Below are 14862 nucleotides of genomic sequence, written 5' to 3'. Positions count from 1 at the left end.
GTTCTCGTATTAAGTAGCTTTATGAAACTTGAAGAAAGGTTGCGATTGTTACCGTTATTTGGCATATTCGTCCACTAAACTGCAGACAGTTGAATAGTTGTGCCACTGGTGTAAATAGACGGGCAGACCTAGAAGTATGTATAACGCTTTTGGTCGCTGTTGATGTGGCTGTAGCGTTTAATATTTGATGCTGAATGTTTGACACTTATATAAAAAGCGTGATTGATCTATCAGTGCTGACAGGATAAAAAATTTATGTTTGGATTATTACGTATCGTATTGATAGCGCTTGGATCCATACTCATCATTGACTGTACTGCTCTGATGGCCGTAGATAAGGTTAATTTTGGTACAGTGCTGCCTTTTTTGATAGGCGTGGTTTTTGTAGGGCATGGACTAGGTGCTCCTTTAATTATAAAAATACTTGCTAAGAATCCTTTACTGCGACGTATTTGGTACGGATTGTGGCTAGCGTTTGGGTTATGGTTCATAAGCTTTTTGCTCTTTGTTTATTCATTGCAGCAGCAGATTGCCCAGGGCAAACAAGATTTGCCACCTGTAGCAGCTATTATTGTACTCGGTTCTGGGACGGTCGATGGCAAGCCGACCCCTACCTTAGCTAGTCGCTTAGATACGGCAGCAACACTGATCGAGCAGCAACCACAGGCATTGATTATTACCAGTGGCGGTGTGGGCTATGAGCACACGCGCAGTGAGGCGGACATCATGGCGACTTACTTGGCGCAAGCACATGACATTCCACTAGATCGTATCTATCAAGAAGGGAAAAGTACCAGTACTGAGGAGAATTTGGCGTACAGCCAAATCATACTTGAACAGCATGGTATTGATAAAGAGGTACCGATTGCGATTGTCACCAGCGACTTTCATACCATCCGCGCAGCCGCCATTGCCCTCCATCAAGGTTATACGCAACCAATCACGCTTGCCAGCCCAACCCCACTGTCTATTCGCTACAATGCATGGTTTCGAGAGTATTTTGCCTTTGGTAGCGGTTGGCTACTACAAGAATACTGATTAGTGGATGCCGTAACAAAAATATTAAAAGGCTCTCAACTGGACGCCTTTTTTTGCAAAATATAAACCACAAACTTGGCCTCTGTATTAAATGGCGCGTGCTTACTAAGCTCCAGTAACGCTTGTCTTTTTTCACTACGTGCGCGGTAGGCATACGGGGTCATGGTCATTAAATCAGCCAAATCATCCGCTGATAATGTCATCTCTGTACTAACATGGTCAGTCCCCATCAACGTAAAGTATGGCGCCAACTCGTGTAAAAACTTATCAGAATCATGCTCACGCACATCATCGAATAAGGCATCTCGCATCGTCGCCAAGTGTCCGGCATCTGGTTTGGCAATGATTAAATAACCATCATCGGCCAATACCTCAGCGAACGCTTCAGGTAAAATAGGACTAAAAATACTGCTAATACCCGTCACACTATGAGAGCGTAACGGTAGATGCGCGGCGCTGGTCACTAACGGATAAATCACCGTTGTTTTGGCAGCGTTAGTATTATTGCGCTGATACCAAAGACGACCTGCCGCTTTACTCACTTTAGCCAATTCCACCAATGCAGGTTTGCTGATATCCGCTGCGAGTAAGTTATCAATAATACCTGAGCCCAGTTGTGCCATTGCCTGCGTGTAGTAGCCCTCGCCGCAGCCAATATCAAGCCAATTCACAGACTGAGTATCCTGCTCCTCTATGGCCTCACTTTTTGACAGTAGCGCTGCCATCTTTTGGCTAATCAGATTCTGTAACGGCCCATAGTGACCATGACTCAAAAATCGCTTACGGGCATTGATAGAGTCTTGACTGTCGCCAGGTGCTTTTGATTTCTTCTGCTGTACAGGCAACAGGTTGACGTAACCTTGGCGAGCCACATCAAAAGGGTGTGAGGTGTTTTTGGGGTGCAAACTACCGTCACAGCGCCAAGTATCTGCGGCAGGCTGTAGTGGCGACTGGCAAAGTGGGCAAATAAATAAGGACACAGGTATCTCAACGTCATAGCAATATGACCCACATTTTAACAAATTTCGTGTTGCTTAGACGATAAAAAGCCACCTCAATAATCATCGAGATGGCTTCTAAGCAGGAAAGTTAGGTATGTTTGAGGCTTGTTTTTCTAACGCAGCTTCAAAGTCATTAGCCCAAGGATGACGAGAATGATGGCGATAATCCAAAAGCGTGCCACCACTTGCGTTTCTTTCCAGCCAATTTCTTCAAAATGATGATGTAGGGGAGCCATACGAAAAACGCGTTTTTTGCGCAATTTATAAGAGCCAACTTGCAGCATTACTGATAGCGCTTCAGCGACAAATAGACCACCCATAATGGCAAAGGCAATCTCTTGTCGCGTCATCACGGCAATTGTACCGAGCATCGCACCCAGTGCCAACGCGCCCACATCACCCATAAATACTTGTGCAGGATGCGCATTGAACCATAAAAAGCCAAGACCCGCCCCGACCATAGCACCACAAACGATAATGACTTCAGAGTTATAGGGAATGTACGGAACATGCAAATAATCCGCAAAGCGCACATCGCCTGACACATAAGCCATCGCACCCAAGCCTGCTGCGATAAGCACTACTGGTAGGATTGCCAAGCCATCCAGGCCATCGGTTAAGTTAACCGCATTGGACGCACCATTGATCACAAAGTAGGTAAAGATAATAAAACCAATACCAAAAGGTACTGCCGAAAATGGAATCATCCAATCTTTAAAGATCGGTATCAACAAGTCCTGCATCTCGCGAGTGGTGTTGATATCCGGCTGTAGTGTGGCGATGTAGTATAAAGAGACGCCGACGAATAATGCGCCCATCGACAACCAAAAATATTTCTTTCGCGCAATCAGACCTTTAGGGTCTTTATACTTGATTTTGAGCCAATCATCCGCCCACCCTACAGCACCGAAGATCACCATAACAACGAGCAAAATCCACACATAAGGATTGTTCAAACGTGCCCATAGCAGAGTCGATACCCCAATAGCACTGAGAATCAATACCCCGCCCATGGTTGGCGTACCAGTCTTGACCAAATGCGATTGCGGCCCATCATTGCGAATGGCCTGACCGTATTTGAGCGCACGCAGATGCTGAATGACCCGCCCACCAAAAAACATACTAAACACAAGCGCTGTGATAACCGCAAGCAGCGCTCGCAACGTCAATGAAGAAACCGCAGAAAACGGTGTATAATACTGGCCAAGCCAGCCAAACAACCAAACTAACACCGCCTACTCCTCTACTAGCGCATGAATAAGTGTTTCCATTGTCATGGAACGCGAGCCTTTGAACAACACAGTACAAGGCTTGGCTTGTTGCGCTTGCAAATACGGCTGTAAATACTGTAATAAACTGTCTTTGTCTGCGAATGCCTGAGCATTGATATCAGCAACCTCTTTCGCACCAGCAACGGTGGCCTTGGCATATTCGCCAACACAGAGCAGCACATCGATACCTGTGGTCGCGATAGTACGGCCGAGGCTTTGATGCTCACTAACTGCCGCCTCTCCTAGCTCGCCGATATCACCCAACACCATCACTTGCGTACCCGTTTGTGCAGCCAATACTTTGGCAGCGGCGCGTACCGAGTGTGGGTTGGCATTATAAGTATCATCAATCAGACGGTGCATACCCAGTATCTGACTGTTCAGACGACCTTTGGCTGGACGCGCGTTTTCAAGGCCGATAACAATATCACTGACGTTGATATTTAATGCATGCGCACAGGCTGCAGCAGCCAAAGCATTATTGACATTGTGCTCGCCTGCCAGTGGCAAATTGATATCATGAGTCTGACTACCAATATGCAGCTTAAACTCACTACGCTCAGGCTCTACATCAAGATGGCTTGCACTCACATCGGTATTGCCAAAACCAATCACATGTGACGTGTGCTTTTCAGCAATGCGGCGCAATTGGTTGGTAAAATCATCCTTATCAGGCACAATCGCAAACTGTGTGTCCGTTAAGGTGTGATAAATCTCTGCCTTGGTTTGGCAAATGCCTTCGCGGCTACCGAACTCACCCAGATGAGCCGTACCAATATTTAGGATACAGGCCACATCAGGGCGCACAATCTCAGTCGTATAGGCGATCTCACCAATGTGGTTGGCACCCAATTCTAAAATGGCATAGCGATGATGGTCTGATAACTCAAGCAGCATCATTGGCACACCCAAATCATTATTGAGGTTACCACGAGTAATCAATGTCGGTGCCAATCGACCAAAAATACTGCCTAGCATTTCTTTGCAGGTGGTTTTACCGCTAGAACCAGTAATCGCTATCACGGTCAGATCTTTATGCTGCTGACGACGATAGCTTGCCAACTGCCCTAACGCCAAACGGGTATCACTGACAACCAGCTGCGGAATCGCATTTGACTCAGATAAGATAGGACGAGACACAATGACAGCAATGGCACCTTTTGATGCTGCCATATCGATATAGTCATGACCATCGAAGTTCTCACCACGTAACGCCAAAAAGATATCACCAGGCTTTATCGTACGAGTGTCGGTCGCAATACGCTGACTGGCTAGGGCTGGCTGGCCTGCATCTGTATAGTCTTGTGGCAGTTGCCAGTGACCATCGAGCGACGCTGTCGCCTCGAGCATATTATCCATTTGCCAGACATAAAGCCCTTGCGACTGGATGGTGTTATCGTTGTCGGCTGTCATAATGGTTACCTTATATAATGACTACTCAATTTTTATATTTAATGTTTAATTTTTTGATAATAGGGGTATCGATAATCACTCGACTATATACGGCCCGCTTGCGCTAACGCCTGCTGCAAAATCACACTGTCATCAAAATCGTAACGGACGTTGTTAATCTCTTGATAGGTCTCATGGCCTTTACCAGCGATGACGACAATATCGTCTGGACCTGCCTGACTGACGGCATATTCAATGGCCTTTTGGCGAGCAGGTTCTATATGCGTACGTTGATATTGTTCAGCACTCATCCCAGCCTGCATATCCTGTAAGATGGCATTAGGGTCTTCGGTACGTGGATTGTCAGCGGTCAAGACAACTTGATCAGCACCTGTGAGGCCCGCTTGCGCCATCAGTGGGCGCTTACCTGCATCACGGTCACCGCCACAACCAAACACTGCCCATAGCTGACCTTTACAGTGAGTTTTCAGGCTCGCCAGCACTTGACTTAAGGCATCTGGCGTATGTGCATAATCAACGATAAAACAGCCATCATTCGATGGCACGCGCTGCATACGCCCAACTGCACCTTGTAGCTTAGGAACAGCCGTCGCAATATGCTCGGTACTGATGTCTGACTTAGCACCGAGCGCCGCAGCTGCCGCCATCGCTGCGATCAAGTTGGCAACATTAAAGCGCCCTAATAGTGGACTGACAATCTCGATAATATCCGTTTTCTCATCACCAACTGTTTTATCATTAAAGTCAGTACGCAGACTTATCTTGACGCCCTGTAGACTTGGCTCGATATCAGCAGCGACAAAAGTAGCAGATGTTGCAGACTCTAGACTATACGTCCATACCGTCAAGTCACTAGCAGTGGCTGTATCCAACATAATATGAGCATGTTCATCATCGACGTTGATGATGGCATGGGTCAAATCTGGGAAGTGAGCTTTATCAAATAGTTTGGCTTTGGCAGACGCGTATTCTTCCATATCAGCATGATAGTCTAAGTGGTCACGACTCAGATTGGTATAAATCGCAATGCTAACTGGCACGCCTTGTAAACGCTGCTGATCCAGACCATGAGAGCTGGCCTCTAATGCCAATATTTCAGCATTCTCGGTACCCATTTGATATAAAAACTGCTGTACAGCCAAGGCGTCTCCAGTGGTATGGCTGGCTTGCACCAAAGCGCCAAGGCGACCATTACCTGCCGTACCCATCACTGCACTGCTCATGCCTGTTAATTGGGTCAGCTGTGCCACCAATTGACTGATGGTGGTTTTACCATTGGTGCCCGTGACAGCGACTACCTTTGGCAGGGTCACTGGCTGCTGATATTGCAAATATGCTTGGATTAAGCTGCCTAAGAAATCACGAATATTAGGGACGTATAAGATTGGGCACGGCAGCGCTGCTAATTGCTGCTGTGCGTTAGACTCACCATCCATCTTCAGAGGGGTATTTGCTTCGCTAATCAAGGCAGCAGGATCCATCTCTGAGAGGACAAAAGCAGCCTTCTCAGCGGCTTGTAGCAAATAATTTCGGCTCTTTTGGTGATTTGGATTGTGGCTTTTTAAAAGGATGAATACGTCATTATTGGATAGTTGACGGCTGTCTAGTTGGAACTGCTGAAAAGGAATATGAGCAATTGATTGAATCTGATCCGCCCCTGACTGACTCGACGCCTGTTGAACCGATGCTGCGATCATCGCGGTTAGCTGTTGCGCCAGCCTATTATCGCTAGTATCGATAAGCTGCTGTAGAGTGGCCGTCGTAACAGTGGCGCTATTTGGCGATAAGGTAGGCATGGTCATGAGCAAATCCTAAACAGTTAATACAAATCAGCCCTTAAAGAGCTGACTACTTAAAATCATTGAACGCCTACTGTGGTTCTGTTTTGAGCGGCTTATCTAAAGGCACATTATACAATCGTAACGCTTCTTTCATCACGTTGTGGAACACAGGTGCGACCGTTAGACCCGCATAAATCTGACCGCGCGGATCTTCAATAAGCATGACGCCCACAAGCTTTGGATTAGACGCTGGTGCCATACCAGCAAAGACATTGCGATACTGGTCAGAATAATAGCCACCCTCTGGGTTGATACGGCGCGAGGTACCCGTCTTGCCTGCCACACGGTATCCGTCAATGGCGGCGGCTCTAGCTGTTCCACCTGCCTCGGTCACGCTCTCAAGCATCTGTACAATAGACATCGCCTGCTCGCGCGCCATAATGCGTTTGCTTGGTTGCGGTTTGTCATCTTTGATCAAAGTCAACGGGTGCATCACTCCGCCTGCTGCGAGGGCTGAATAAGCCTGCGCTACCTGCGCTAGTGTCACTTGTAAACCATAACCATAGCTGACTGTCGCACGGCGTGACGTCTCTTTCTCTTTTGGCGTCACAATCAGACCACTGCCCTCACCTGGGAACTGTAAAGGCGTTTTTGAACCAAAGCCAAACTGTCGTTGCATATTAGTAATGGCATCAGGCGGTAGCGACAACGCAATCTTAGTTGAAGCCACGTTACTAGACTTCTGTAATAGCGTCGCCATGTTGATCATGCCCAAGTTATTATGATCGCGGATGGTATAGCCACGCACGCGAATTGAGCCAGGATTGGTGTCAATTAAAGTGGTCGGCGTATATTTGCCTGAATCTAAGGCTGCCGCAACGGTAAAGGGCTTCATCACTGAACCGGGTTCAAACACATCCAATAGCGCACGGTTACGCTGGTTTTCACCGGTCATCTCATTGAGATTGTTTGAGTTGAATGATGGCCATGTGGAGAGCGCCAGTACTTCACCAGTCTGTACATCGACGATCATACCCGTCGACCAGCGCGCTTTTTGCAGACGCCCTGCTTTTTCTAGCTCTTTGTAGAGCAAGTATTGCAACCGCGAATCAATCGTCAGCGCCACATCTTTGCCTGGTATCTCAGGCTCAAGTTGCTTGATCTCTTTTAAGCTGTTTTGTTTGGCATCTTTTAAAACAAGCACTTTGCCATCGTCGCCTGCTAAATCTTTTTCATACTGGCGCTCAATACCAGCACGTCCTTCGTAACCACCCTCAGGGTCGTTGGCGTTTTGCCCCATAAACCCTAACAACTGCGCGTTAGATTGCGGCTGCGGATAATAACGCTGAAAGAAATTTTTCTCATGGACACCAGGGAAATCAAGCGAGCTAACACTTTGCGCAATCTCAGGTGTGACTTTATTGAGAAGGGGTAAATAATGCGAGCCTGCACCAGAGGGCAGCGCCGCTTTGACTGCTGCTTCATCGGTCACATCAATACTGTCATCGATTGCCGTGGCTTTTTTTAGCTCATCGACAGAGATGTTGGCAGCCGCAGCCAGCGTCGTCAGATCCATATTGTCCAAACGCTTTTGCATACGCGCCTGCAATTGTGGACTATTAGGATTGGTCAAGATAATACGTTTGAGCTCGTAGTATTCGCTCGCGTAATCATGCGGGCTAAATGACACGGTCGCCAGCGGTGCGCTCACTGCAAGTGGTAAATCATTACGGTCAGTAATCATACCGCGATAGGATTTTTGCGTGCGCTCACTGGTAATGAGCTCATTACCTTTGTCTTGATAAAACTGCGCGTTGGCCACCTGAATATAGTAGGCACGGCCAATCAATAGCACCAATATAACCAGCGCCAAACCCCAAACGGTACGAAAACGGTTTTTGTCCTGCTCAAAGCCGCCACGAGACGAGGCGCCAGAGGCTTTACCTAAAAACCCTCTTTTGCTCTTTGGGTTTCTGGCACTAGCATGCGTCCCTTTCGTGTCACTCTTTTTGATACGATCAAATAATTTGGCTTTACGACTGCCTGCCGCTTTATCACTCGTTTGTCCAGATTTAGCAGCGCTCGCACGGCGTAATGGTTTGGTCACCTTGCCACTGGCTGGTTTTTTACTGGTATTTTTTGCTGATGTGGATTTAGGTTTTTTGTCGCTCATTGTCCTGCCTCCGCTACCGGTTCTTCAGGGGAGATATCGGTAGAGGCTCGTGGTCCGACCACATCTAAATCTAACTCATCGTCGTCATCAGAGACTACTGGTGCCAAGGCGGTGGCGACACCAGGCTGAATAATCAGCTTATCCTTTAGTGTCGGTGAGTACATACCCAATTCCGCCACTGCACGACTGGCGATTTGCGGCGTGGCGCTAAAAGTTTGCTGCTCAATCAATAGACGCTGATGTTCTATTTGTAGCTTACGCTCTTGTTTTTTCATGTCTTGCAAGGTTTTATAATCCTGATGATATTGCTGAACGGCTTCGGCAGTCTTGATGCCGCTCCATACGATTGCGGCTGCCAAGAGCAGTAATACGACCACATAAATGCTCACCACATTGAACCGACGCACGAATAGCTCGCCGATATCGGTGTTATAGGGCGCGACGGCGCGGCGGTTTGCAGGTTTGTCAGATATTGCCATGACGATCTCAAAAAGTGAACGTAAACGATAAAGTAGATAATGGTCTGCAAGCAATGAACGCATCATTGCTCAGCCATACCATTGATAAAAATAAAACCAAAGATGACCGTCTTATAGCGGCAACAGCCTACCGCTATAGCGATATGTCATATCAAAACCTGCTGTCTTACTAAACCTGCTATCTTGCAAAGTCGAATAGGTCGAATAAATAATCACGTTATTTTAGAGTAAAGAATGATTGAGTTGCTTGATATCTCAGACACTCTCAACTAATAAATGACGGAAAATTATTTGCTGAGCCTAACAGACAATATTTACAGCTTTTTAACAGTGGCGTAGCGATTAAGACATTTATGCATCATTCAGACAAACAATAGCAATCATATGCGATTTACTCAGTGTTTTCATCCATGATTTATGGCGCGACTGTCTGCTGATACTCTGTGTCGGTGCGAGTTGCCATACGCAACCATGCACTGCGCGCGCGCGGGTTTTGGCTCGTTTCAGCTTTGCTGGGGCCAACGCGTTTTGGCTTGCTAAAATAGCGCGGACGATTGGGCAGCATCGGTAGATTTTCATCTTCTGGATATTGCCCTTTGCTATGTCGCTGCAAAAACTGCTTGATGCGGCGATCTTCTAATGAATGAAAGCTAATGACCGCAAGCTGCCCGCCTGACTTCAAGATAGCAATACTTTGCGCTAAAAATTCGTCAACATCGCCCAGCTCATTATTAATAAAAATACGCATGGCCTGAAAGCTTTGCGTGGCTGGGTGCTTACCGCGTTGCCAATTGGGATGCGCCTCTTTGATTACCTCTGCCAGCTCAAGCGTAGACTCGTAGCTCTCCATCTGTTTGATAGCGCGCGCAATACGGCGACTATGACGCTCTTCACCAAATTCATAAAGCACATTGGCCAATGTCTCATCGTCAACCTGCTCAAGCCACTCGGCAACTGACTGGCCGCGACTGGTATCCATACGCATGTCCACTGCCCCATCGCGCATAAAGCTAAAACCGCGGCTACCATCATCAATTTGCGGTGATGAAATACCCAAATCCGCCATCAAGCCATCCACTTCACTAATGCCCATAGCAGCCAGACTATCTGTCAACGTTGCAAAGCTGTCATGAACCACATGCACACGGCTGTCTTTACTTGCCAATTCCTGCGCCACACTAATGGCTGTCGGATCTTTGTCAAAGACAATCAGTGTGGCGTCATCGGCAAGCTGACTTAATAGTAACCTGCTATGACCGCCACGACCAAAGGTCGCATCAACGTATATACCGCTTATATTTAAGCCATTTTGGTCGCCGTCTTTTTGCTTGGGTAGGGATTTTACCCCTAGCACGGCAGCGACGGTCTCCTCTAGCAGTACCGCATCATGGACAAAACTTAATTCATCAGACGTGATATCACGCTCACTATCGGATTGAGTCGGGTTTAGGGGTTCATCTTGCATGGTGACATCCTCATTAGAGAATGGACTGGGCGCTGATTCAGTGCGGTCAGTGGGAGCAAGACTGGCTTTCGATTTTGGCGTAGACTTTGATAGGGACACAAACAACTCAATAGATGACGACCATACTGGCCAGTAATTGGATGAAAATAAACAAGTTATGACTTGCCTAGCATTATTATCGCAAGGATACACGGGTAGTCAAGCACTAGAAGGGCTTTTCATTAAAAATATCACATGTCTCTGTTATACTAGCGCTATATTTTACGCTATTTCTTAGCACCCTCTTCATATCTTTCATCGCTATTTATACTAATAGCCTATATTGATAGTAAACTTTGAGACTTTTATCATGCAAACCTCTACTGACAGCAAGCGCCCTGTACGCACGCGTATCGCACCTTCACCCACGGGCTTTCCACACGTAGGTACTGCCTATATTGCCCTATTTAACTTGGCTTTTGCCAAAGCACATGGCGGCGAATTCATCCTACGTATCGAAGACACTGATCAGACGCGCTCGACTGAGCAATCAGAGCAAATGATTTTGGATGCCTTGCACTGGGTTGGCCTAGACTGGAGCGAGGGTCCAGATATTGGCGGCCCGCACGCCCCTTATCGTCAGAGCGAGCGTAGTGATATCTACAAAAAACACGCCGAGATACTCATAGAAAAAGACCATGCGTTCCGCTGTTTTTGTACCCCTGAAGAGCTCGATGCCATGCGCGCTGAGCAAATGGCCAATGGCGAGACGCCGCGTTATGACGGTCGCTGCGCACATCTTGCTCCAGAAAAAACCGAGCAATTAGTAAGCGTGGGCAAACCACACGTGATTCGTATGCGCGTGCCGACCGAAGGCACCTGTCAGGTACAAGACATGCTACGCGGTACGGTTGAGTTCCCTTGGACCCAAGTCGACATGCAAGTACTGCTAAAAACAGACGGTATGCCAACCTATCATCTCGCCAACGTCGTCGATGACCACTTGATGGAAATCACTCACGTCATGCGCGGTGAAGAGTGGCTGAACTCTGCGCCCAAGCATCAGCTGCTATATGACTACTTTGGCTGGGAAATGCCGACCCTCTGCCACATGCCGCTACTGCGCAACCCTGACAAATCAAAACTGTCTAAGCGCAAAAACCCAACCTCTATCACTTACTATCGTGATGCAGGCGTGCTGCCTGAAGCGTTACTCAACTATCTCGGTCGTATGGGTTACTCCATGCCCAATGATGCTGAGAAATTTACCTTAGATGAGATGATTGCAAGCTTTGATATTCAGCGTGTGTCGCTTGGTGGTCCGATTTTTGATATCGAAAAGCTCAACTGGGTCAATAGCGAGTGGCTACGCGCGCTCACCCCTGAAGAGCTAAAAAATAAAATCCTTGAATGGGCCAGCAACAGTGACAAGCTGACTGCTATCGCCGCGGCGATTCAGCCACGTATCGAGCTATTGTCTGATGCGGTTAATTGGGGTGGTTTCTACTTCCAAAACCTACCTGACATCAACGCTGAGAGCTTTACCCATAAGTCACTCTCGCCTGAGCAGATTATCGAAATGCTGCAATTAGCACTTTGGCAGCTTGAGACCCTACCAACGTGGTCAGAAGAAAACATCTATGCCACACTAAAAGGCCTTGCTGCTCACCTTGATATCAAGATGCGTGACTTTATGGCGCCGTTCTTTATCGCGATTGCTGGTAGCACTTCATCGACGCCAGTCATGAACTCTATGGCGATTATCGGTGCTGACATGACTCTGACTCGCTTGCGTCATGCAGTTGATGTATTAGGCGGCCTCGGTAAAAAGAAATTGAAAAAACTTGAGAAACAAGCGGCAGAATTGCCAGACTTTTTGGCTGTTGAGTAGTTAAAAACTTAAAATGGATCAAATTATGACGTGGGTTTGCAAAAGCTAATTTCACGTCATTTTCAAATTCAATCTGCTCTATAAAGCTTAGATAAAAACATAGGATAATATTATATGGAAGAAGGATATTATAGAGTTGATAAGTACATTGATACTTTTAAAGGTAAAAACTATGGTCTTATCCCAGTGAAAACTAGTGGTACACAGTTAAATAACAGGTTTAAAAATTCTGAAAAATGGGAGCTTATCAAAGAAAAAAGAAATATTGATGAGAGAAATGACAATCAATGTGACATTGATAGAGGCTCTAATTTAACTTATCAAAACATCGAAACAAAAAATATTGTTAAGGTTACTCAGGAACGTTCTAGAAGCGGTAAAACACTACATTGGTCATTTTGCTATTTTTTTGAAGGAAAAGCTGATTTCTAAAAGATGTAGAGCAAATAATTTGTAAGACATTATTAGCATAGTAAGGTGATGACTGCCCAGTCTTGTCTTAGCACTGATATTTACTTAAAATTATCGATTGGAAATGAACATGGCCGCCAAAACCGTCATAATAGAAAGCAAAGATTATGTGTTTAACACCCTAAAAGAAGCGCAAAAATACTACGATACCATCGTAAAAGAGCTTTTTGAGGCAAACCTTACCCTAACCACAGGTCAGGATTTTGAAGATTTAAAATGGATATACCGCAATTACTGCGGTTATACCAAGCATAATCTAGATAAATTAGGCAAATATGACATCATTGGGGTCAAAAGTATCAGAACAATCCGAGAAAAAGGCGGTCAATATGTGCCAACGGAATGCTGTGCGATTATTTTTTCTGATTGTAGCGAAGCAGAGTTTTATACCGATAAAGCCATCAAAGAGATCGCGCTTAAGCAAAATCCACGCTAATTTGGGTTTGTTTAGCCTTTAAAATAGGCTAAAACGCTTTTTTTTGCATATTTATGAATTATTTTTAAAATAGTGGTTGACAAGACTGCCGCTCTTACATAAAATACGCACACTCTTAGCGAGGGGCTATAGCTCAGTTGGTAGAGCACTTGCATGGCATGCAAGGGGTCAACGGTTCGACTCCGTTTAGCTCCACCATACTTTATTTATAGCAACGCTCAGTATTACTGAAACGTAATCGTAAATACTCGCTAGTAGGACGATATCAGCACCTAGGCAAGGCTTGCTCTATTATTAATAGATAAGCTATCTGATATTGTGAAGTACCGTTGTAACCACTGGTTATAACACTCTATGCGTCCCCATCGTCTAGAGGCCTAGGACACCGCCCTTTCACGGCGGTAACGGGGGTTCGAATCCCCCTGGGGACGCCACTATTCGGCGTCACTTATTAGCCCTTTTGCTTAGCATCAGATCAGACTAATAAGCGAACAATAAAAAAGCCCATTCATCATCCGGTGTCTGGGCTTTTTTACGTCTGTCATTTCTCTAATATATCTTAACGCAGTTCTTTTCATAGCTATCCGCGCTATTGCCAAGCTATTCAATGCTCGCTACTATCTACTCCATAAGTATTCTGTACAATATAAAAATGTCCTACGACGTATGAATTTTTGGTGCTATTAAAGGAAGGTATTGGCTATGTTTGGTATTGAAAACTACCTAGGGTTTGTCCTAGCGGCTATTTTATTGAACCTCACGCCCGGCACTGATAGCATGTATATCATCACTCGTAGTGTCTCGCAAGGGCAAGCCGCAGGAATATATTCTGTATTGGGCATTACCTCGGGCACTTTGGTACATACACTATTGGCAGCACTAGGATTGTCAGTCCTACTCGCCAACTCCCCTACCACCTTTATGCTTGTTAAATATATCGGTGCGGCTTACTTGTGTTATCTAGGCTTTAAAATGCTAACGAGCAAAAACTCGAACTCAATCGCAAACAGTTTGTCTAAAGCTCAGAATGTGACTAACCAAAAGGCCTTAGACGGGTGGAAAATCTATCAGCAAGGCATGTTGACCAATGTGTTTAATCCAAAGGTTGCCTTGTTTTTTATTGCGTTCTTTCCGCAGTTTATCGACCCTAGTTATGCTTATGGCATGCTGTCATTTTTGATGTTGGGACTGACTTTTGCTACCACTGGCTTTATATGGTGCTTATGTTTGGCGCTATTGGCGGCGCGATTTAGTACACGCTTGCGGGAAAACCCCTCTATTGAAACAATGTTAAATAGAGTCAGCGGTATGGTGTTTATTGGGCTGGGGATTAAGTTATTGACTGAGAAGGGTTGAGTAATTTTTGAGTTGGGGTATGTTGGAAATTAGTCCATAGCAATAATAATTTACTATCTCATCCTAATATATCAAGATTGCTATTTCATCATTACCGCACATCTCCTT

The 14862-nt window shown here is 46.0% G+C and carries 13 protein-coding genes and 2 tRNA genes; 8 read left to right on the top strand and 7 right to left on the bottom strand.

Annotation, left to right across the window (positions count from 1 at the left end):
• Positions 1 to 255: 255 nt before the first annotated feature.
• Positions 256 to 1038: a YdcF family protein gene (locus tag AOT82_RS09285; RefSeq protein WP_071002760.1), complete on the top strand. Its 783-nt coding sequence runs from the start codon at positions 256 to 258 to the stop codon at positions 1036 to 1038.
• Positions 1039 to 1073: 35 nt separating this feature from the next.
• Here the strand turns inward: AOT82_RS09285 and AOT82_RS09280 are convergent, their stop codons facing one another.
• The 6 genes from AOT82_RS09280 to ftsL form a co-directional block, all read right to left on the bottom strand.
• On the bottom strand, positions 1074 to 2024 hold the full coding sequence (locus tag AOT82_RS09280) for a putative RNA methyltransferase (RefSeq protein ID WP_071003737.1): 951 nt from the start codon (positions 2022 to 2024) through the stop codon (positions 1074 to 1076).
• A gap of 128 nt (positions 2025 to 2152) precedes the next feature.
• Complete coding sequence (gene mraY / locus AOT82_RS09275; protein ID WP_071002759.1) at positions 2153 to 3271, bottom strand: phospho-N-acetylmuramoyl-pentapeptide-transferase; 1119 nt, start codon at positions 3269 to 3271, stop codon at positions 2153 to 2155.
• A gap of 3 nt (positions 3272 to 3274) precedes the next feature.
• On the bottom strand, positions 3275 to 4723 hold the full coding sequence (locus tag AOT82_RS09270; RefSeq protein ID WP_071002758.1) for a UDP-N-acetylmuramoyl-tripeptide--D-alanyl-D-alanine ligase: 1449 nt from the start codon (positions 4721 to 4723) through the stop codon (positions 3275 to 3277).
• An 83-nt stretch (positions 4724 to 4806) separates the two neighbouring features.
• A complete protein-coding gene (locus tag AOT82_RS09265) occupies positions 4807 to 6525 on the bottom strand; it encodes a UDP-N-acetylmuramoyl-L-alanyl-D-glutamate--2,6-diaminopimelate ligase (RefSeq protein ID WP_071002757.1) in 1719 nt (572 codons plus the stop codon).
• Between the two features lie 67 nt (positions 6526 to 6592).
• Entirely contained in the window at positions 6593 to 8677 is a 2085-nt protein-coding gene (locus AOT82_RS09260) for a peptidoglycan D,D-transpeptidase FtsI family protein (RefSeq protein WP_071002756.1), read from the bottom strand.
• Complete coding sequence (gene ftsL / locus AOT82_RS09255; RefSeq protein ID WP_071003736.1) at positions 8674 to 9156, bottom strand: cell division protein FtsL; 483 nt, start codon at positions 9154 to 9156, stop codon at positions 8674 to 8676. The genes AOT82_RS09260 and ftsL overlap by 4 nt, the downstream gene beginning before the upstream one ends.
• Before the next feature lie 14 nt (positions 9157 to 9170).
• Between ftsL and AOT82_RS13855 the strand changes: the two genes are divergently transcribed.
• Positions 9171 to 9329, top strand: coding sequence for a hypothetical protein (locus AOT82_RS13855; RefSeq protein WP_156770989.1), 159 nt, complete (start codon positions 9171 to 9173; stop codon positions 9327 to 9329).
• 242 nt (positions 9330 to 9571) lie between these two features.
• Here the strand turns inward: AOT82_RS13855 and rsmH are convergent, their stop codons facing one another.
• A complete protein-coding gene (gene rsmH / locus AOT82_RS09250; RefSeq protein ID WP_071002755.1) occupies positions 9572 to 10621 on the bottom strand; it encodes a 16S rRNA (cytosine(1402)-N(4))-methyltransferase RsmH in 1050 nt (349 codons plus the stop codon).
• Between the two features lie 346 nt (positions 10622 to 10967).
• Between rsmH and gltX the strand changes: the two genes are divergently transcribed.
• The 6 genes from gltX (at position 10968) to AOT82_RS09220 (ending at position 14754) form a co-directional block, all read left to right on the top strand.
• On the top strand, positions 10968 to 12491 hold the full coding sequence (gene gltX, locus AOT82_RS09245; RefSeq protein WP_083328987.1) for a glutamate--tRNA ligase: 1524 nt from the start codon (positions 10968 to 10970) through the stop codon (positions 12489 to 12491).
• A 114-nt stretch (positions 12492 to 12605) separates the two neighbouring features.
• Complete coding sequence (locus AOT82_RS09240; RefSeq protein WP_071002753.1) at positions 12606 to 12923, top strand: hypothetical protein; 318 nt, start codon at positions 12606 to 12608, stop codon at positions 12921 to 12923.
• Between the two features lie 109 nt (positions 12924 to 13032).
• Positions 13033 to 13398, top strand: a complete 366-nt coding sequence (locus tag AOT82_RS09235; protein ID WP_071002752.1) for a hypothetical protein — start codon at positions 13033 to 13035, stop codon at positions 13396 to 13398.
• 122 nt (positions 13399 to 13520) lie between these two features.
• A tRNA-Ala gene (locus AOT82_RS09230) sits at positions 13521 to 13596 on the top strand.
• A 160-nt stretch (positions 13597 to 13756) separates the two neighbouring features.
• A tRNA-Glu gene (locus AOT82_RS09225) sits at positions 13757 to 13832 on the top strand.
• A gap of 268 nt (positions 13833 to 14100) precedes the next feature.
• The gene (locus tag AOT82_RS09220) at positions 14101 to 14754 is read left to right on the top strand and encodes a LysE family translocator (RefSeq protein ID WP_071002751.1); all 654 of its coding nucleotides are present in this window, start codon (positions 14101 to 14103) and stop codon (positions 14752 to 14754) included.
• The last annotated feature ends 108 nt before the right edge of the window (positions 14755 to 14862 follow it).

The sequence above is a fragment of the Psychrobacter sp. AntiMn-1 genome, assembly GCF_001854065.1.
Classification (GTDB): Bacteria; Pseudomonadota; Gammaproteobacteria; order Pseudomonadales; family Moraxellaceae; genus Psychrobacter; species Psychrobacter pacificensis.
This window is presented reverse-complemented; position numbering and strand designations above follow the sequence as displayed.